20 protein-coding genes, 2 pseudogenes and 1 other annotated feature are annotated in these 20,484 nt (G+C 37.7%); of the genes and pseudogenes, 9 read left to right on the forward strand and 13 right to left on the reverse strand.

The genetic code is table 11. The features are described 5' to 3' along the window. Positions 1-327: 327 nt before the first annotated feature. From NSQ40_RS24050 to NSQ40_RS24090, 9 genes and pseudogenes are all read right to left on the reverse strand, one after another. On the reverse strand, positions 328-1,230 hold the full coding sequence (locus NSQ40_RS24050) for a hypothetical protein (RefSeq protein ID WP_258248306.1): 903 nt from the start codon (positions 1,228-1,230) through the stop codon (positions 328-330). A 146-nt stretch (positions 1,231-1,376) separates the two neighbouring features. Then, positions 1,377-3,785, reverse strand: a complete 2,409-nt coding sequence (gene leuS / locus NSQ40_RS24055) for a leucine--tRNA ligase (RefSeq protein WP_003208770.1) — start codon at positions 3,783-3,785, stop codon at positions 1,377-1,379. A 66-nt stretch (positions 3,786-3,851) separates the two neighbouring features. Beyond that, positions 3,852-4,139, reverse strand: a binding site (T-box leader). A 52-nt stretch (positions 4,140-4,191) separates the two neighbouring features. After that, positions 4,192-5,385, reverse strand: a complete 1,194-nt coding sequence (locus NSQ40_RS24060; RefSeq protein ID WP_003201342.1) for an MDR family MFS transporter — start codon at positions 5,383-5,385, stop codon at positions 4,192-4,194. Between the two features lie 164 nt (positions 5,386-5,549). Then, a complete protein-coding gene (locus NSQ40_RS24065; RefSeq protein WP_258248305.1) occupies positions 5,550-7,403 on the reverse strand; it encodes an ABC transporter permease in 1,854 nt (617 codons plus the stop codon). 16 nt (positions 7,404-7,419) lie between these two features. Then, positions 7,420-8,181, reverse strand: a complete 762-nt coding sequence (locus NSQ40_RS24070) for an ABC transporter ATP-binding protein (protein WP_018782089.1) — start codon at positions 8,179-8,181, stop codon at positions 7,420-7,422. A 449-nt stretch (positions 8,182-8,630) separates the two neighbouring features. Beyond that, positions 8,631-8,993, reverse strand: coding sequence for a VOC family protein (locus NSQ40_RS24075; RefSeq protein WP_003201337.1), 363 nt, complete (start codon positions 8,991-8,993; stop codon positions 8,631-8,633). Between the two features lie 151 nt (positions 8,994-9,144). After that, positions 9,145-9,276, reverse strand: a pseudogene (locus tag NSQ40_RS24080) (DUF418 domain-containing protein); the annotation flags it as partial. 4 nt (positions 9,277-9,280) lie between these two features. After that, positions 9,281-9,430 (reverse strand): hypothetical protein, encoded by a 150-nt coding sequence (locus NSQ40_RS24085; RefSeq protein ID WP_003208774.1) that lies wholly within the window; start codon positions 9,428-9,430, stop codon positions 9,281-9,283. A 15-nt stretch (positions 9,431-9,445) separates the two neighbouring features. Then, positions 9,446-9,709 carry a YtzC family protein gene (locus NSQ40_RS24090; protein ID WP_003208776.1) on the reverse strand — a complete coding sequence of 88 codons (264 nt, stop codon included), beginning with the start codon at positions 9,707-9,709 and terminating at the stop codon, positions 9,446-9,448. A gap of 110 nt (positions 9,710-9,819) precedes the next feature. Here NSQ40_RS24090 and NSQ40_RS24095 point away from each other — a divergent pair, with 110 nt between their 5' ends. The 6 genes and pseudogenes from NSQ40_RS24095 to NSQ40_RS24125 all read left to right on the forward strand — a co-directional run bounded on the left by NSQ40_RS24095 (position 9,820) and on the right by NSQ40_RS24125 (position 14,591). After that, complete coding sequence (locus NSQ40_RS24095) at positions 9,820-10,779, forward strand: TIGR01212 family radical SAM protein (RefSeq protein WP_003201331.1); 960 nt, start codon at positions 9,820-9,822, stop codon at positions 10,777-10,779. Then, the gene (locus NSQ40_RS24100; protein WP_018782087.1) at positions 10,776-11,348 is read left to right on the forward strand and encodes a class I SAM-dependent methyltransferase; all 573 of its coding nucleotides are present in this window, start codon (positions 10,776-10,778) and stop codon (positions 11,346-11,348) included. Before NSQ40_RS24095 ends, NSQ40_RS24100 begins: the two co-directional genes overlap by 4 nt. 127 nt (positions 11,349-11,475) lie before the next feature. Beyond that, positions 11,476-11,622: pseudogene (locus NSQ40_RS24105) on the forward strand (ATP-binding cassette domain-containing protein); the annotation flags it as partial. Between the two features lie 245 nt (positions 11,623-11,867). Beyond that, entirely contained in the window at positions 11,868-12,551 is a 684-nt protein-coding gene (locus tag NSQ40_RS24115) for an aspartate/glutamate racemase family protein (protein ID WP_033796485.1), read from the forward strand. Between the two features lie 12 nt (positions 12,552-12,563). Then, positions 12,564-13,106 (forward strand): hypothetical protein, encoded by a 543-nt coding sequence (locus NSQ40_RS24120; RefSeq protein WP_003208780.1) that lies wholly within the window; start codon positions 12,564-12,566, stop codon positions 13,104-13,106. Between the two features lie 174 nt (positions 13,107-13,280). Further along, positions 13,281-14,591, forward strand: a complete 1,311-nt coding sequence (locus tag NSQ40_RS24125; protein ID WP_003208782.1) for a PepSY-associated TM helix domain-containing protein — start codon at positions 13,281-13,283, stop codon at positions 14,589-14,591. 146 nt (positions 14,592-14,737) lie between these two features. Here the strand turns inward: NSQ40_RS24125 and NSQ40_RS24130 are convergent, their stop codons facing one another. Together NSQ40_RS24130 and NSQ40_RS24135 are read right to left on the reverse strand one after the other, a co-directional pair. Further along, on the reverse strand, positions 14,738-15,799 hold the full coding sequence (locus tag NSQ40_RS24130; protein WP_018764576.1) for a tetraprenyl-beta-curcumene synthase family protein: 1,062 nt from the start codon (positions 15,797-15,799) through the stop codon (positions 14,738-14,740). A 36-nt stretch (positions 15,800-15,835) separates the two neighbouring features. Then, on the reverse strand, positions 15,836-16,639 hold the full coding sequence (locus tag NSQ40_RS24135; RefSeq protein WP_018764577.1) for an alpha/beta hydrolase: 804 nt from the start codon (positions 16,637-16,639) through the stop codon (positions 15,836-15,838). Between the two features lie 74 nt (positions 16,640-16,713). On the opposite strand from NSQ40_RS24135, the gene NSQ40_RS24140 reads away from it, so the two are divergent. The 3 genes from NSQ40_RS24140 to NSQ40_RS24150 all read left to right on the forward strand — a co-directional run bounded on the left by NSQ40_RS24140 (position 16,714) and on the right by NSQ40_RS24150 (position 19,069). Further along, positions 16,714-17,226 (forward strand): gamma carbonic anhydrase, encoded by a 513-nt coding sequence (locus NSQ40_RS24140; RefSeq protein WP_003201317.1) that lies wholly within the window; start codon positions 16,714-16,716, stop codon positions 17,224-17,226. A gap of 145 nt (positions 17,227-17,371) precedes the next feature. Continuing rightward, on the forward strand, positions 17,372-17,914 hold the full coding sequence (locus tag NSQ40_RS24145; RefSeq protein WP_258248304.1) for a phosphatase PAP2 family protein: 543 nt from the start codon (positions 17,372-17,374) through the stop codon (positions 17,912-17,914). Positions 17,915-17,926: 12 nt separating this feature from the next. Then, positions 17,927-19,069, forward strand: coding sequence for a glycosyltransferase family 4 protein (locus tag NSQ40_RS24150; protein WP_003208784.1), 1,143 nt, complete (start codon positions 17,927-17,929; stop codon positions 19,067-19,069). A gap of 81 nt (positions 19,070-19,150) precedes the next feature. On the opposite strand, the gene NSQ40_RS24155 is transcribed toward NSQ40_RS24150, so the two are convergent. Together NSQ40_RS24155 and NSQ40_RS24160 are read right to left on the reverse strand one after the other, a co-directional pair. Then, on the reverse strand, positions 19,151-19,759 hold the full coding sequence (locus NSQ40_RS24155) for a molybdenum cofactor guanylyltransferase (RefSeq protein ID WP_033796486.1): 609 nt from the start codon (positions 19,757-19,759) through the stop codon (positions 19,151-19,153). Beyond that, positions 19,756-20,265 carry a MogA/MoaB family molybdenum cofactor biosynthesis protein gene (locus NSQ40_RS24160; protein ID WP_003201309.1) on the reverse strand — a complete coding sequence of 170 codons (510 nt, stop codon included), beginning with the start codon at positions 20,263-20,265 and terminating at the stop codon, positions 19,756-19,758. Before NSQ40_RS24160 ends, NSQ40_RS24155 begins: the two co-directional genes overlap by 4 nt. Positions 20,266-20,484 lie beyond the last annotated feature (219 nt).

Here is a 20,484-nt window from a genome sequence, read left to right on the forward strand (position 1 = left end):
TAATACCCCCACCTCAAAATTCGGTGAAAGCAAAGAAGTTAGGTGAGAGATAAACTGCCCGTAAAAGCCCGATTGGTGAGGGCTAATAATCAGGGGGGATGAAGAGAACCCCCACTGATTAAAGTTTCACTTTATTTTTTCTTCTTTTCTGTCGGTTGACTTTGTTTAGCGAAATTAGATGAATCATCGAAATTCGGTTGCTTTTTACCAGCATTATTACTTCTACCTTTTCCCATATGTAATGCACCTCCTCTCCTCCTTACTATTCCCAAAATAAAAAATCCCCTTGCGCACAAGAGAATTTTTTTATGTTTTTTATTTACTCTATTAGTGTCCGTGTCCAGCATGCCCTGCCGCGCCCGCTGTTCCTGCAGTACTTCCTGCACTTCCCGCTCCACCATACCATATTTGATGTTGTTGACCATGGTGTTGATGCTGACCATGGTGTTGATGCTGACCATGGTGTTGATGCTGACCATGGTGTTGATGCTGACCATGGTGTTGATGCTGGCCATGGTGTTGATGCTGGCCATGGTGTTGTGTTTGATATAAAACAGCCTGTGGATGAATTTGATGGTGACCATGATGATGTACTTGTTGCTGATGATGACCGTGTTGCTGGTGGTGACCGTGTTGCTGGTGGTGACCGTGTTGCTGGTGGTGACCATGATGTTGGTGATGACCGTGATGTTGGTGGTGACCATGATGTTGGTGGTGACCGTGATGTTGGTGGTAACCGTGATGTTGGTGATGACCGTGATGGACGTGATGACCATGAATCATTTGTGGACCTACTCCTCCTACTAGAATAGGAGCAACACCACCAAATCCTGGTTGCGGACCAACTGATGCAGGGAAGCCAGATTGTGCCCCGCCTACAAATGTTGGAAATGTAGTTGGTGCCCCTACAGGAACTCCACCTTGCGTTCCTCCTACAAATGCCGGAAATGTAGTTGGCGCTCCTACAGGAACTCCACCTTGCGCTCCTCCTACAAATGCCGGAAATGTAGTTGGTACTCCTATAGGAACTCCACCCTGCGCTCCTCCCACGAATGTTGGCATTCCTGTTTGCGCTCCAGCTACAGATGTAGGAACTCCTTCTGATGATCCGCCCATCCATGTTGGGTTCCCGCCATATCCTTGTTGTCCGGCTCCTCCCATTAGCATTTGTGCATAGCCATCCTCACCTACCATAAAGCCGTGCGATGCGTTATTATCCATCCCTTTCATTTCTTTCACCTCTTTCTCTCAATTTAACCTGCCTTTGTTATCATATTTCTCATACAAGAATAGGTGTTTGTCTATAAGGGAATTCCACTCATTTTTCAGTTGTCTCAAAAAAAGAGCAGCCCTCTCATAAGGACTGCTCTTTCCTATTAATTTGCAACGATATTAACAAGTTTTCCAGGAACAACAATTACTTTACGAACTGTTTTCCCTTCAATTTGTTCTTTCACTGCTTCGATAGCAAGTTGTTCCATTTCTTCTTTTGATGCGTCTTTTTTCGTTTTCAGTTTCGCACGAACTTTACCCATAACTTGAACAACGATTTCAACTTCATCTTCTACAAGTTTAGACTCATCAAATGTTGGCCAGCTTGCATATGTGATTGTTTCACTGTGTCCAAGCTTGCTCCAAAGTTCTTCCGCAACGTGCGGTGCAACTGGTGCAATCATTTTCACGAAACCTTCTACATATTCTTTCGGAAGTACTTCTGTTTTATATGCATCGTTAATGAACATCATCATTTGAGAAATTGCAGTGTTAAAGCGAAGCTCTGCATAGTCTTCTGTAACTTTCTTCACTGTTTGATGGTATGCTTTCTCAAGTTCTTGATTAGAGGCATCTGTGATTTTCTCACTTAGTTCACCATTATCTTGAACAAATAGACGCCATACACGATCTAAGAAACGACGAGCTCCGTCAAGACCATTTTCAGACCAAGCAATTGAAGCATCTAATGGTCCCATGAACATTTCGTAAAGACGAAGTGTATCTGCACCATGGCTTGCTACGATATCATCAGGGTTTACAACATTCCCTTTTGATTTACTCATTTTCTCGTTATTTTCACCTAGAATCATACCTTGGTTAAATAATTGTTGGAATGGCTCTTTCGTTGGAACCACACCGATATCATATAATACTTTATGCCAGAAACGAGCATATAGTAAGTGAAGTACAGCGTGCTCTGCACCGCCGATATAAATATCAACTGGAAGCCATTGTTTTACTTTTTCAGGATCTACAGGTGCTTCGCTGTTGTTTGGATCAATGTAACGTAGGTAGTACCAGCAGCTACCAGCCCATTGCGGCATTGTATTTGTTTCACGACGACCTTTTTTACCAGTCTCAGGATCGACAACATTTACCCACTCTTCGATGTTTGCAAGTGGTGATTCACCTGTACCAGATGGACGAATGTTTTCTGTTTTTGGAAGAACTAATGGTAATTCTTCTTCTTTCACAGCTGTCATTGTGCCATCTTCCCAATGGATAACTGGAATTGGCTCACCCCAGTAACGTTGACGACTGAATAACCAGTCACGAAGACGGTATGTTACTTTTTGATTTCCTGCACTTGTTACTTCAAGCCATTCAATCATTTTTGCAATTGCTTCTTCTTTATTTAGACCATCAAGAAATGCTGAGTTTACGTGTGGACCATCACCTGTATATACTTCTTTCGTGATGTCTCCGCCTTTTACAACTTCTTTCATTGGAAGGCTAAATACTTGTGCAAACTCATAATCACGCTCATCGTGAGCTGGAACTGCCATTACAGCACCTGTTCCGTAAGTTGCAAGTACATAGTCAGCAATCCATATTGGTAATTTCTCACCGTTTACTGGGTTAATTGCATAAGCACCAGTGAATACGCCTGTTTTTTCTTTCGCAAGTTCTGTACGCTCTAAATCACTTTTCGCTTTTACAGAATCAATGTACGCTTCTACTGCTTCTTTTTGATCCGCAGTTGTAATTTCTGTAACAAGCGCATGCTCTGGAGCAAGTACACAGTAAGTTGCACCAAATAGTGTATCAGGACGCGTTGTGAAGACTGTAAACTTCTCATCTGTACCATCGATGTTAAAGTGTACTTCTGCACCTTCAGAACGACCGATCCAGTTACGTTGCATATCTTTTAAGCTTTCCGGCCAATCAAGATCATCTAAATCTTCAAGTAGACGATCTGCATATGCAGTGATTTTTAACATCCATTGTTTCATCGGACGACGCTCAACAGGATGTCCACCGCGCTCACTCTTACCGTCGATAACTTCTTCGTTCGCAAGTACTGTACCAAGTGCTGGGCACCAGTTTACAGGTATTTCATCTACGTAAGCTAATCCTTTTTCAAATAGCTGTAAGAAGATCCATTGTGTCCATTTGTAGTAGTTTGGATCTGTTGTATTTACTTCACGGTCCCAATCATAAGAGAAGCCAAGTGCTTTAATTTGGTTACGGAACGTGTTAATGTTTTTCTCTGTAAATTCTGCTGGGCTATTTCCAGTATCAAGTGCATATTGCTCTGCTGGAAGACCAAATGCATCCCATCCCATTGGATGAAGAACGTTATATCCTTGCATACGTTTCATACGAGATAAAATATCCGTTGCTGTATATCCTTCTGGATGTCCTACGTGTAGCCCAGCTCCTGATGGATATGGGAACATATCTAGTGCATAAAATTTTGGTTTTTCTGTCTCATCTGGCGTGCGGAATGTTTTATTCCCTTCCCAATACGCTTGCCACTTCTTCTCAATTTCTTGATGATTAAAGCTCATGAGATATCCTCCATTCAAATTGTATTTATTTTCACCGCCTAAAATACAAAAAACCTCTCATCCCTAGAAAGGGACGAGAGGTTATAGATTCCCGCGGTACCACCCTAAATTAATGTAATAAAGGATGTTCAAAACGTTCGGTAAAGATAGCTGTCGCATTTCTTTATCTTCCTTTTGAACAAGCACTAATATATACATTCGCTTAGATCCGTAACGTGGATAGACGGCAATTGCTACTTTGGTTCACAACTGCAACTCAAAGGCGAGTTCATAACGAAACGTGGATTGACTTGCACCAACCGTCAACTCTCTAAACCAGCTTCTATTACTACTACTCCTTCTCACTGTTATTACAAGTATGAGTTAATTTAAATATATTCTAAAACATGTTACATGTTCCGTCAAACTAAACTGCAATTTTTTCTTCTACTGTTTCTTCCACTTTCACTCGTTTATCATAAATGCTCGTTGCGATAAGCGCTACTACAAGCATTACCATGATTGCTATAAACAATACTTCCATATTGTATAAGTCAACAATTGCTCCGCCAACAACTGGGCCAAACATTTTCCCAACAGTCGCTGCGCTATTTACAACACCTTGATAAAAACCGAGCTTATCATTTGGTGCAAGGATATTCGCAATCGTTGGAACAGCTGGCCAAACAAATAATTCACCAATTGTTAATGTCACCATCGCGACAAGGAACATGGTAAATTGCTGTGCTTGACTAAGTACAATAAATGACACTGCAAAAATGCCGATTCCGATCATAATTTGTTGTTTCAAAGAACGCTTCATCGCACGAATAATCGTACTTACTAATGGCTGCGCACAAACAATCATCGCCCCGTTTATCGTCCATAACAGGCTGTAATGACGAAGGCTAATATTTAATTCCTGCATATGTGTCGCAATCGCACCTTGCCATTGTACATATGTAACCCAGCATAAAGCATATGCTACACATACGATAAGAAGTGCCTTGAATCCTGGTGTAAGTGACCAACCTTTTTTCTTTCCTTCTTTTACTTCTACACTCTTATCTTTCTGATCTTCCATACCACGGAATCCGATAAAAGCAATTAAGAAGAAAATAAAGTATAAAATAAAGTTCGCTAAGAAAATATAATCAAAACGATAAGAAGCAACTAAACCACCGCACGCTGTACCAACAGCGATTCCAACGTTTTGTCCAACATACATCGCATTAAATGCTCTCCGTCCGCCTTCTGGCCAAACCGTACCAACCATCGCATACATCGATGGAAAGACCATACCAGAACCGAATCCAATTAACGCAAGCCACACAACATATAATGGCCAACCATGGAAGAATACAAGACCTAAAATCGCTAATAGTGTAATCACAATTCCTACTAAAATCGACTTATATCCGCCCCATTTATCAAATAAAACACCGCCGAGTAAGTTACCAATTACTCCTGTTAACGAGTTAATCATTAATACCATTCCGGCCACAGATAACGATTTTCCTAAATGATCATGTAAATAAATTGTATTAAATGGCCATAAAAAAGAAGCACCCGTGACATTAATAATCATCCCAGCTACTAATAGCCATACTTTCCTTGGCATAGTTTCCCCTCCTATTCTGTTTTTTTCGTTCTATACATAACAGTAAAATTGTAGTCGTTTTTAAATAGGAAGGCAACTGATTAATAGTTGGTGAAATTCAGATAATGATATTTAAATGAAAAAGAAAAAATACCGAGCACCCTCTGCTCGGTATTTTCTAACTCTTAGTCCTCTTTCGGAAGAACAATTCCTTTATACAATTGAACTGTAATGAAGTAGTAAATTGTGTAAATGACCACGAAAATTACAATTGGTAACCAAATACGGAAATACGGGTCAATTAAGATAAATCCGAAAATATTCATACCAACTAACACGTGAGCAATACCGACAATCGCTGGGAATAAGAATACTAAGAATAATTCTTTATAGATAGACTTCGTTAATAATTCACGGCGAACACCGATTTTACGAAGCATTTGGTAACGTGTAATATCGCTTGATGCACCCGATAGAATTTTAAACATTAAACAACTTGCCATCATTGCTAAGAAAGCAATTCCTAGGAAGAGCCCCATAAATACTGTTCCACTAGCGATGCCGTAAAATCCAGTATAAAACTGGTTCTTACTTTGCAAGGAATTTTCTTTTACATTTTTATATTTAACTAGCTGCAACTCGTCAATTTTTTTCCACTCTTTTTTATATGTTAAGAAATCATCTACTTTTCCAAGTAATGCAACGCCCTCTTTACCTTGCAAACCATCATACATTTTTTGGTCTACAATTTTAATTGTTTGATTAGGGGATACATAAATTGGATGAATCGTGCTTAATGCCTGATCCCACTCCTTTGGAATCACATTATCAGATTTTTCTTGACCGGAACTCGAAATCGCACCTACTGGCAGTTCTTCAGAAACTCGTTTCACTTTACCAATATCTTTCATTCCTTTAAAATCTTTTAAATCTTGTATTAAAGGACGATTTTTCTCTAAATCTTCTTTTAAATAATAGACATATTTATCGTCTGTTTTGTAACGATATTCACTTTTCTCTTTAAATGTAATACCATCTAAAATTTTCTTCTCTTCGGCTATTGGATTATGAATCGCAACATCATAAATTGCCAAACCATCGACAGTAAGCATAACGTTATTTTTGAACGCCATACCGCCTGAAATCGCACCCGCTCCAAGCGCCACTAACATCGCTACTGTAGCTAGTACTTTTGTTAAGCTATTGATGCGGAAATTTAACTGTGCAAATGTAAAAGCATTAAGTCCTTTTTCAGTACGCTTTTTATTACTCTTTAGCTTTTTAATAATAAGCGGAAGGAATGTTCCAAATAACATGTAAGTTCCGGACGTTACAGTGATTAATGCAATAATAACCCCCATTTGCGCCAACTTACCCATGTAAATCATAGAAGCATAGCCGATTGCTAATAGAATAATTCCAACGAATGCAGCTATAACAGTCTTTACTCCTGCTTTAGAAACACGATCCGTTTTAGAATCAGCATGAACCAGTTGTAGAACCGTAATACGTGATAATTTGATACTATTCATAATTGCTGATAAAACAAATAGTACTAAGAAGAAAATACATGTAACAAGCATAGATGGAATATAAAATGCATGATAGCCACCTGCAGTAAATTCAAGCTGTTGCATAAGTAGTTTACCAATTCCTTGCGCGAGCCCTACACCGACTGCAATACCAACTATAAGGGATGCTGCTCCTAATACAATTGTTTCAATAAACATAAGCAGTGTCACCTTATGCTTTTTGGCTCCCAACATCATATACATACCAAATTCTTTTTGACGAAGTGATAGCAAGAAAGAATTAGCATATAAAATATAGAAGAATGTAATGATAGCTAATAGTACCGCACCAGCATGGAAGACGAATTGAATACTACTGATTACAGAATTCGCCTCAATAAACGCTTTATTCAATGCTAACGTTTGGAACATGTAAAAGATCGAAATTGACATTACAAGACCAACAAGTAAGACAATGTAATCTTTCAGCTTACTTTTCAGTCCTGACATAGAAAGCTTAAATAACATGTCTGAACCTCCTTTCTTATGCTTTTTGTGTGCCTAAGTCTGCAAGCACATCTAAAATTTCTTTATAGAACGCTTCGCGCGTACCACCGCGGTGAATTTCTTTGTATAACTCGCCGTCTTGAATGAATAAAATACGCTGACAGTAACTTGCGCTATATGGATCGTGGGTAACCATCATAATCGATACACCTTGTTCTTCATTTAAGTTTGTCATTGCATCTAAAAGGCTCGTTGCATTTTTAGAATCAAGCGCTCCTGTTGGCTCGTCTCCTAAAATGATCGCTGGCTCATGTACAAGCGCACGCGCTGCTGCTGAACGCTGTTTTTGTCCACCAGATACTTCAGATGGGTACTTTTGAAGTATTTCTGAAATTCCTAACATTTCAGCTACCTTTTCTACTTTCGGTCCAATCTTACGTGATGGAACGCCTTGCAAAGAAAGTGGCAGAGCAATATTTTCATAGATTGATAAGTTTTCTAATAAGTTAAAGTCTTGGAAGATGAATCCTAACTTTTGTGAGCGGAAATCAGATAGTTCTCCTTGCTTCATTTTTGTAATATCTGTACCTGCAATTTCAACAACGCCGCCCGTTGCTTTATCCAGTGTTGAAATTACATTTAATAACGTTGTTTTCCCTGAACCAGATGGCCCCATAATTCCAACAAATTCACCCTCTTGAATAGAGAATGATACACCTTTTAACGCATGTGATTGGCTCTCGCCTTTTTTACCGTATACTTTTTGGACGTTTTTTACGTCTACAACTGGTTTGCTCATCCTATATCCTCCTACAATTGTTTTTCCACTTCCTAGTTTGTACCATTTCTGCATCATCTACCATTGTTTAACATTACATTTACCTTACACTTTTGTAATATAAATGCTTATTTTTCATTTTTTTAGAACCATATCAATAGATTCATTCCATTCAGTTTCATAGAAAAAATCACATTAAAAACGTGTTACCTTGCTAACATTTACATTCGGATATACATCGACATTCTTTATTTTCATAGTATTGTTCATCTATATCCCTTCCCCTTCACATTTTCCTTATCATGCTTTTTATAAACAAACCAATACATTCAAAAACTTAAATGTCCATCTATTAACATACCATATATTACCACAAATAACGATAAAAAATTCGTAATATTCAACAATTCGGATTATAATGTCACACAAAAAGCTGAGCCCATGTAAGCTCAGCTTTTCCTTTTATTGTTTTAACCTTTTAAAACGAATTCATTCCCTTCATTATCGTTAAAGATAGAGAATGTACCCCAAGGCATTTTATTTGGCTCTTGTGTAAATTCTACCCCGTTCTTCTTCATTGTTTCATACGTTTCTGTCATATTTTCTGTTACGAACACGATTGATGCTTTTAGCTCATTTGCATTTGGCATCATTGTTTTGGGATAAATGACTAAGTGCGAACGTGTGCCCTTTGGTCCTACTTCAATCCAGCTTGCGTTTGGTCCCATTGGATCGTTACGATATACTTCAAATCCCGCTTTCTCTGTCCAAAACTCGAGCGCCTTTTGTTGATCATCTACGTAAACTGCTACTGTACCGATATGTGCAATCATTGTTTATTCCTCCGTTACTCTGCTTACTTGAATCTTAATTATAACGGAGAGATTCAAAAATACAAAAAGCTGCTCCATTTCTGAAGCAGTTTTTTCTCCAACATTATTTTTTTAAAGGCGTAACTGTCCAATACGTAATCACACGCCAAATTTATTCGAATGGCCCCATCTTGAAAAACTTCATCTAGATGACACTGAAAATAATTTAGATTGTATAAATTGCGATACATACATATAGAGTCTGCATATACATCAGGTTTCCTGTAAAATTAAACAAGCGACCTGGCTTACTCTGATTGCTTTGATTTTTGTGGTTGTCCTTTTTTACGATTACGCTGTTTTGCTTGTACCACTGGATCGAGTTCATTTGAGAACTCAGCGTTATGTCCATTTTGCGTTTTTTGCTCTGGGTTATTTTGATCTGAGCGCTTTGCCATTACATTCACTCCTTATTAGTGCGGTGTAATAATCATTTGGTGCTGTAATTGACGAACTGCCATACGTGCACGATTTAATTGCTCACGTTGTTCATCATTCGCATGTTGCTGCATAATTTGTAAATCGTTATAAGCTTGTTCTAATTGTAATTGTGCATCAGAATACTCCATTGTATTGTAATGCTCTTGTCTACTTCCGATATCTAATTGCTCTTTTGCATATTCTATAGCTTGCTCTGCTTGCGTAATGTATTCTTCAAGTGATTGACGCTCTGCCATGATGTAGCCTCCTTGCCTTTAGTTCTCCCTTAGTGTGTCCCTTCCATATCGACCTTATGAGTATGTTATAATGGATTTTGTTTCATTTTAGGCTTTAGGAGGGATATGTAATGAAGGTTCAAAACCCTTTTCCATATACAAATGACAATAAACGTTACCATACGTGGAATTATCACTTACGAAAAGAGTTCGGCGAAAAAATCTTTAAAGTTTCATTAGACGCTGGATTTGATTGCCCAAACCGTGATGGCACAGTCGCATACGGCGGATGCACATTTTGCAGCGCTGCTGGTTCTGGTGACTTTGCTGGCGATCGCCGCGATGATGTTGTAACTCAGTATCATGAAATGAAAGAAAAAATGCACTCGAAGTGGAAAGATGGAAAGTGTATCGCTTATTTCCAAGCATATACCAATACGCATGCTCCATTAGAAATGCTAAAAGAAAAATTCGAACCGCTGTTGGCAGAAAAAGATGTTGTTGGTCTTTCAATCGCAACTCGTCCCGACTGTTTACCTGACGATGTCGTTGAATATTTAGCTGATTTAAATAAACGCACGTATCTTTGGATTGAACTTGGACTGCAAACCGTTCATGAGCGCACTGCGAACCTCATTAACCGTGCTCATGATTATCCATCATATGTAGAAGGTGTAAACAAACTTCGTAAGCATGGCATTAAAGTATGCTCCCATATTATTAATGGGCTTCCGCTTGAAGACTACGACATGATGATGGAAACTGCACGTGAAGTCGCAAAACTTGATGTACAAGGTATTAAAATTCACTTACTTCATTTATTAAAAGGAACACCAATGGTGAAGCAATATGAAAAAGGACAGTTAGAATTCCTTTCTCTCGAAGATTATGTCAGTCTTGTTGTAGACCAACTTGAAATCATTCCAGCAGATGTCATTGTGCACCGCATCACAGGTGACGGTCCACCTGACTTAATGATTGGTCCAATGTGGAGCTTAAATAAATGGGAAGTATTAAATTCCATCGATGCGGAATTTATACGCCGCGGAAGCTGGCAAGGAAAATATGCAAATGAGGTGAAACCCGTATGAAATTAGAACGTGTATTACCGTTTGCACGCACGCTTTTGCAAACAGCTGTCAAAGAAGGGGATTATGCTGTAGACGCAACACTTGGCAACGGTCACGATACTTGTTTTTTAGCGGAGATTGTTGGAGAACACGGGAAAGTATTCGGATTTGATATTCAGCGTAAAGCAATTGAAAGTTCGGCTACTCACCTAAAAGAAAGAGGACTTGAAGAACGAACTGTTCTCGTTCATGATAGCCACGATACTTTGTTATCTGTATTACCAGAAGAAGCAAAAGGCAAAGTGACCGGAGCCATTTTCAACTTAGGTTACCTTCCTGGCGGTGACAAGCATATCGTTACAAAACCAAATTCAACGATAGCTGCTATCGAACAATTATTAGAAGTCATGGCACCAGAAGGCATCATCGTCCTAGTCATTTATCATGGACATCCAGAAGGACAAGTCGAGCGCGATGCTGTCCTGCAATTCGCCGAAGAGCTGGATCAAAAACAAGCTCACGTACTTCGTTACGGCTTCATCAACCAACAAAATAACCCGCCATTTATTGTGGCGATTGAGAAACGCTAAATATATCGGCGATTCAACAAGAATCGTTATAAAAAACGTGCATGTGCTGCACGTTTTTTTATTGTTCCGAGAATAAAATATACCATAAAATGGATGTTCGAAATCTATAAAGAAGGAGGCAATCATTTTGTTATTAGAACGAAAGGAAATACAAAAGACCTATGGCAAACAACTGCTACTAAAAGACATTCATTTATCTATTCCAAAAGGACAAGCGGTTGCCATTATCGGTGGCAATGGTACTGGAAAAAGTACTTTACTCAAAATGATTGCTTCCATTCGTCTCAAAAAAGAAATGCCGGAACTATTATGGGTTTTTCCGCCTATCAATAGTTTTCTGATGTTTGGACAATATGAACATCATTTGCTTGTCCACGTGCTTTTGCTTACTGCATGGGCACTTGCATATTCATTTGTTTTAATGAGTTTGTTTCTTTATCTTGTACGAAAAAGAAGGAACATGTAGACGAAAACAAGAATTTCTAAATTTAGATTATGAAATCAGGAGGATATACAACAATGATTGGAATACTAGCAGGAATGGGGCCGAAATCCACAGGCCCCTTCGTTGATACAGTAGTTGAGCAATGCCAAAAAATATACGGTGCGAAACATGATATGGATTTTCCTCATATGATGATTTATTCCTGTCCAACACCTTTTTATATGGATAAACCGATTGATCATAAAGCTATGGAAAATGCTATTATAAATGGCGCACAAAAACTTGAAAACACAGGTGTCGATTTTATTGCCATGCCTTGTAATACAGCGCACTTATATTTTTATGAATTACAAAATTTAATTTCAGTTCCCATTTTAAATATGGTGGATGAGACGATAAAAGAAATACCCGATCACGTAAGGAAAGTAGCTCTCTTAGCAACCGATGCGACTGTTCAATCTGGTATATATCAAGATGGGATTGCAAAACGTGGTATGGACTATATACATAAAAATAGCTGGCAAACGGCTATCACTCAAATTATCTCAAACATAAAAATAGGAGACTTGCCTGACGCAACTAAATCATGGCGTACACTTTGCATAGAATTAGCTGAAACGGTAGATGGAGTTATTATAGCTTGCACAGATTTAAACGTTGTATTAAACACCGGAGCACACAGCCTTTATTTAGTGGATTCATCAGCTTGCCTTGCGAAGGCAGTGGTGAATGAATACTTGTCCAACAAAAAAGTATAGAAGGAGAATTCCATGCAAATAGAAAACATCCCTTTTGAAATGGGCTATACATTCGATGAAAATCTCCGCGAAAAACCACTATCCCTTGCTGAAATGAAGCAAGGGATTACATTTTTAAAAACAAATTTAGCTCATTCAGATATATCATATGCGAAGCAATGCGGTTTAATCGGTGTTTACGACCGAATCGTAGAAAACCTTTCTGAGAGCAAATACTACTTACAAAAGGCCATAGAAAGATATGAAGCCTTACAACATACGCAAGGAATTTTTATTAACAAACTTCGCCTTGCTCATGTATATCATTGGGAAAGTGACTTTGAAAAAGCAAATGAAATCTTTGCTGAACTCTTTCATATGTTGCACCAAAATGATTTAACAAATTACGAAGATTTTCTCTATCAACATTACGGAAAAAGTAAACTAGATGAAGGAGATCTGAATGTAACTTTACCTTACTTTCAAAAAGCACTCCAAATTCGAATGAAAAAAGGAAATGAAGAACTTATTCGCTCGACAGAACTATGTATCCAACATTGTTCTTCGCGCCTATAAATATATCAACCCCTCGACAGAAATCGCTAAAAAGACGTGCGCATGCTGCACATCTTTTTTATATGCCCCTAAAACTTTTAACATTTTTCACAATTCTTTCAAAGTAATCACACTTTATCCCGATATATTAAATGAGCATTCATTTTATAAAAGGTTGGACGGGGGATTTAAAATATGAAAAAGAATCGATCGCTTCATTATATTTTCTGGAGGTGGCATTTTTACGCCGGTCTCTTCATAGCACCACTACTCATTACTTTATCACTCAGTGGCATTGGTTATTTGTTTCGAGAGGAAGTTGAGAATTTCATCTATAAAGATTTATATTTTGGAAATAGTAGGCAAACAGAATCTCTTTCTATGTCTGAATCCATTTCAACAACAGAAAAGAAATATCCTCACTATAACGTGACGAAAATTAGCTATTTTAAAGATGATCATAATACAAGACTCACAATGGCAAATGAATATACGGGTGATCAGAAGTATGTTTACTTAGATAAACATAACCAAATTGTTGGGGATCAAAATGCTGATGCAACGTTTGCAAATATTATGCGAGAATTACATAGCTCTCTTCTAGTAGGCGGTACCGTTGTAAACTACTTAGTCGAACTAGCCGCTTGCTGGACGATTTTTTTAATTGTTACTGGTTTATATATGAGTATAAAACGCTTCAAGAAACCACCAGTATCAAACGCTAGAGAGAGATCCAAACGACTTCATAGCATAATCGGTATTGTATTTACAATTCCACTCGTTCTCTTAGTACTAACAGGATTACCTTGGTCTGCTTTCATGGGAAAACAAATTTATAACATAGCAACTTCCAATGAATCACTAGGATATCCGAAATTATATATGGCTCCTCCAGAGTCTAAGTTTAAAGAGTTACCGTGGGCGACTAGACAAGAAACACCGCCACAATCAGATTCAAACGAACAGACAGCTCTTTCAATTGATGAGTTAGAGAAATCGATTCAAATTGAAAAACCATATGTCATTTCATTACCAAATGAGCCAAAAGGAGTATTCACTATTTCAAAATCTAGCGGTTCTGGTATTACAGGAATGCACGTATCACCAAATGAAGAGATTACTGCTTATTTTGATCAATATAGCGGCACTCTCATTTCAAAAATTGACTATCGTGATTATGGCTTATTTGCACAGTGGTTTTCTTATGGTATCCCCCTTCATGAAGGACATTTATTTGGATGGCCAAACAAAATACTATGCTTACTTACAACCTTGTCCTTACTATTCCTCATTTATTTCGGTGTTAAAATGTGGCTAGCAAGAAAGCCACAAGGTAAGGTGGGAGCACCATCAAAACAAAAGGATAAAAAAAGCATATTTGCCTTTATACTTATTATGATTTTATTAGGAATTGTCATGCCTTTATTCGGTTTATCTGTTCTTATTATTTTTGTAGTTGAGTTTTTACTATATCTATTCTCTAAAATACGGGTAAAAAAAGTATAAAAAAAAGCATTTGTACAATTCATCTTGTACAAATGCTTTTTATTTATGACCAATTTTTTCTTTCTCTCACGAATTAAAAAAAGAACATCACCAATAATCAACATAGAAAAAGACGTGCACCAAATGCACATCTTTTTCTATTTCTATCACTGCGCCATTTTCTTTCGGTACATCTTCCCGTTCCAATAGAAGAATCGTGAAGTGAATCCACCATATTTCACGATGCGCCGTGCCATTTGCTGCATATTCTTTTGCTCTGATACCTTTTGATCAGATAAATAAATCCCAAGGAGACCGCGGCTAATAAGGCGATGAAACTTCGCATGTGGTAAGCCACCAATATTTCTTTCTGCTTCTTCCACAAAATGCTTCATTCGCTCTAATACGACTTGTTCATTTTCATAATAACTACAGAAATTTAAGTCCCCGCCAAGTCGGTCTTCTTCTTGATCAATAAAGTAATCAAGCAAAATATGGAGCCCTTGTACGTACGGGAAATAACCTTGCTTAATCTTTGCAATATCTTCATCAAGTAATTCATCATGAAACGCATACGCCACGAGACAAAAGATTCCAAGTGTTGATCCTGCACATGCCGAAAATTCAAACCAGCTCATTGGCGGTACATTTTCCTTATGAGCCTCAAACCATGTTTGTAAGCGCGGTTCTCTTTCTTCTAGTTTCACATGCTTATGAATTTGTAAATCACAATAATAACAAGCAAGTTCGTGAAGAATCGGAGCGATTTTATCATAGTGCTTCGTTTTCTTTAAAACATCTTGGCATGTTGCAACAAGCTCATCTAAATAACCACCATCATCTTGATCATCTCGATAACGATAGTAATTGCTTCCTTCACTCTCTGGTGTTAATGCAGTCAGCATTGATTCATGCAGTGCAGCAAAATCATTCGGATCAAGCGATGTACTACGATCACATAAATTATCTAAGTAATCACTAATCGTCTGATACGCCACAATAAAACGAATACATTCCTCGCGTTGTTCATTTGCGAGCAGCGCTAAAATACCACCACCTTCACAATGAAATGTTTTATGCTCAATACTTGCAATCGCTTGACTATGAAGTTCGTCATTTGGAATATGGTAGGCACGCTCTTTCCACATCGCTAGCTCATGGTGTACAACCGGAAACACATCACGGTATACTTTCGCCATGAGCGTTATGGGATTACTCGGTACGTTCACTTCTTCCTTCATCTCCTCTATTAAATGTACAAATAATTATTTATTTGTTTCTATTATGTTATTTACATGTATTTCAGTAAATGACTTGATATAGTTCAAAATCTCATCTTGCTCATATTCATTTAATAGCTCATGGTAACAATTTGACCATTCTTTATATGCCTTATCACTAATATTTAAGTTATCAAACCATTTACGGACACGTGTTTTATCTACAATTTTATCCTCACATGCCTGCATTAGCAAGAGCGGAACGTCTGGAAACTCATCTATTTTGTCATGAGCAATCTCAATAGATTTTATCAATTCACTATACCAACGAACCGATACCTTGCGCAAGAACAATGAATCATTTTCCATCGCATCGCGAACTTCTTTATTTCTCGTTGACATGTTTACTGTAAGTTTGGTGGGAAATTGAAGTTTTGGCGTGAGAATATTTAACACCTTTGAAACAGCTCGAAGCGGAGCAGCAGGTACAGCTAATACACCTAAGCATGGCGAGCTTAATATAATTCCATCTATATCGTCTCTCTTCGTTTCTTCCATCATTCGAATGACAATAAGACCGCCCATACTATGTCCAAATAAAAAAATAGGTAGCCGATACTTTCTTGCTTCTTTCACCCATAATTTTATTTCTTCTATGTATTCATCAAATGAGTCAATATGTCCTCTATTTCTTGAAGTTGTTCCATGAGCTGGAAGGTCTCCCATGACAACATGATACCCGAAATGATTCCACATTTCTGCTAGCGCCTCATAACGTCCGTGATATTCCATCGCACCGTGCACCATCACGATTACCGCTTTGGCTGCTTCCGCTTCATAATTCCACATACGAAACTCCTCCATTTCACTCTTTTCCTTAATTTGATACACTAAAACTAGTTTCTAGGAAAGGAAGGCTTTACATGATATATCCTTATAAAGATAAAAATCCAAAAATTGCGAGTAGTGCTTTTATCGCTGACTATGTTACGATTACAGGCGATGTCACAATTGGTGAAGAATCAAGCATTTGGTTTAATACAGTCATTCGTGGTGATGTGTCTAAGGTAATAATTGGAGACCGCGTAAATGTACAAGATCAATGTACACTTCATCAAAGTCCACAGTACCCTCTTCTTTTAGAAGATGATGTAACAGTTGGACATCAAGTTATTTTACATAGCTGTACCTTAAAAAAAGACTCTTTAATCGGGATGGGATCTATTATTTTAGACGGTGCTGAAATTGGTGAAGGTGCATTCATCGGTGCTGGTAGTTTAGTTTCACAAGGAAAGAAAATTCCACCTAATACACTGGCTTTCGGTCGTCCGGCAAAAGTCATTCGCGAATTAACAGATGAAGATCACAAAGATATGGAACGCATTCGCAAACAATATGTTGAAAAAGGACAGTACTATAAGTCACTGCAAAAATAGTCTCTACTTGCTGCCACCACGATGGCAGCTTTTTTCGTTAAAACTCTAACGTTTTCTTTACAAAATCTTATTATTCCCTCAATAAAGTCTTATTAAAATAGAAGATATAATCTCAATATATATGTAAATGAGGGGGAGAGATTTCATGAAAGCTAAATCCGGCAGCTCCTTATATAAAATAGAATGTTACATTTTCAAAGGAATTAACCGTTACTTTGATCAAAAAACATTAAATATCTTTTTCCGTACCATTACACATATCGGTGGTGCAATCTTTTCCATCTCGCTCACGTTATGCTTTCTTATATTTTCACAGGGTCCTCTGCACGATGCAGCAATTACAGCAGCTATTTCATTAACAATTAGTCATATTCCTGTGCAAATATTAAAAAGGTGGTATCCACGCAAACGGCCTTATTTAACAATTCAAGATGCAAAATATCCATCGCATCCATTAAAAGATCATTCTTTTCCGTCAGGTCATACAACAGCTATTTTTTCGGTAGTTGTTCCATTTATTTGTTATGATCCAAACTTATTAGTCGTTTTACTTCTATTAGCAATTATTGTAGGAATTTCCCGCATCTATCTCGGGCTTCATTATCCATCAGATGTATTTGTAGGTATGTGCCTTGGCACATGTTCTGGCATCATCTCTTTTTATCAATTTATTCCATTTTTCATGTAAAGGAGAGATTGGATGAGAGTCGCCATATTTACTGATACATTTACACCGCAAGTAAATGGCGTGGCAAAAACACTAGATCGTTTGACCCTTTATTTTCAAAAACAAAATATTGCTTACTCCGTATTCGCACCGCAGCATACAGCAGAAGATGATTTCGTAGCCAATGTGAATAAAATGAGAAGTATTCCGCTAAAAATACTGTATCCAGAATGTCGATTCGCTTTTCCAACTCCGCGTATTAAGCGGGAACTTCTTAACTTTCAGCCGGATATCATTCATGTCGCTACTCCTTTTAACATGGGGCTATGCGGCATGTATTACGCGAAAAAATTAAATATCCCTCTTGTCGGTTCTTATCACACTGACTTTGATTCCTACTTGCAATATTATAAAATTGAATTTTTCTCCAATATGTTATGGAATTATTTAAAGTGGTTTCACAGTAGTATGCAAAAAAACTTTGTCCCTTCTCCTGAAACATTACAGCAATTAACTCAAAAGGGATTTCGAAATTTATATATATGGGGGCGCGGCGTAGATTGTTCCCTCTTCCATCAGGCTTACAATAAAGACCTATTCCGAAAAAAATATAATATTACTGCTCCATACATTCTTTCCTATATCGGACGCATTGCCCCTGAAAAAGATATCGAAACACTGCGTACACTGATTCACACAACAATAAAAGAACGAAAAGATAATATTCATTGGCTCATTGCAGGAGATGGTCCCCTTGCTGAAGAATTACGTGAAACTTTACCAGCAAACGTTACGTTTACAGGATATTTACAAGAAGAAAATTTAGCAGAAGCTTATGCATGCTCCGATCTCATGGTATTTCCATCGGCCACAGAAACGTTTGGCAATGTCGTTCTTGAATCGCTCGCATGTGGTACACCAGTCGTTGGTGCGAATTCTGGCGGGGTAAAAAATATTATTACAGATGGAAAAACAGGTTTTCTTTGCGAGCCCAAAAATTCGAACTCATTTTTATCATCTATTTATCAGTTGTTAAATAACGAAGAAATGCGTAAACAGATGGGCATAGCCGCTAGATTCTACGCCACTACACAAAGCTGGGATGAAATTTTTCATGGTTTATACATGCAATATGAAGAGGTGCTTCACCAAAATAATACCGAACTACTTGCGTAATAAAAAAATTGACCTCAAAACATATAACAATGAACTCATCCATCGTATTCATAAAGAGCAAAAAGGTATGACTCTATAACGTCATACCTTTTTGTTCTTTTTCTCATTCAGTAACCGCGCATATTCCTCTTTTGTATTTACATTCACAAATAATTCTTTCGCTACATTCCATTCCTCTTCCATCACATATTTTACGTTGCACTGTGATAAAAGTTGTCCCATACTTCGTTTTTCTTCATTTAGTAATACGCATATTTTTTCTTTTACACGATAATGATACGCTGCTAATAACGGCTGCTTTCTTCCATCAATAACCGGAACAATTGCCTCATATTCACCACTTATTTGTCCTATTAATGCTGTAATCCACTCATTTGAAAGGTTCGGTGCATCACAAGGCGAAACGATATACCACTCCGTCTCTATATGCTCCATCCCCGATACAATTCCAGCAAGCGGTCCATCTCCTTTATAGGGAGGAATATCTTCTATAACAGGAACGTCTACTAAGGTAACAATTCTTTCTTTTATATCAGGATGACTAATCACAACTACATTTTGTATAGTATCCCGCATCATTTGAACAATCTGTTCGATAAAAGTATGTCCTTGCCAGCTTGCCAATGCTTTCGGCTCACCAAATCGTCTCGACATACCACCAGCTAATACAATCCCAGCGAGCTTTTTCATTGACGATGCAGCTCAAATGTAATGTGTCCTAACTCTGGTAAAATTAATTTATTCATCGCAAGGCGAACTGCCCCGCTAGAACCTGGCATCGAAAAGACAACTTTTCTTCCAATTGTTCCGCCAATTGCTCTACTTAGCATTGCAGCGCTGCCGATATCTTCTAAATAACTAATCATCCGAAACAATTCACCAAATCCAACAATTTCTTTATCTAATAATGCCGAAACTGCCTCAATCGTAACATCACGCTTTGTAATACCAGTTCCTCCATTTGTTAAGACAACATCAACATCTTCTTGATGATATCCACTTAATACAGCTTGCCTAATACTTTCTTTATCATCTTTTACAATTTTATAAGCGGTTACTATATGGCCCGCTTCTAATAATAATTCTTTTAACAACTTACCACTCTTATCCGTCTCTTCTGTACGTGTATCAGAGATTGTAATAATTTTACAACGAACCTCTGTGGGTGCTTGTTTTTTATGTTCTATTACGCTCATTTTTATTCGCTCCTTCTTATGAACTACTCATAATTTTATCATATCGTATAGAAACTTTATTACATATGAAATACATCACATATCCACAATTATCTATTACATGACCAAAACATCATGATACAATATAAGTATATATAACCATAAAAAGGGAGTTTATCTATATCTCTTTATAATCTTAAACAACCTGTCCCATGAATTCCTTTTCTTATAATCCTAATT

The organism is Bacillus sp. FSL K6-6038 (assembly GCF_038050455.1).
Lineage (GTDB): Bacteria > Bacillota > Bacilli > Bacillales > Bacillaceae_G > Bacillus_A > Bacillus_A pseudomycoides.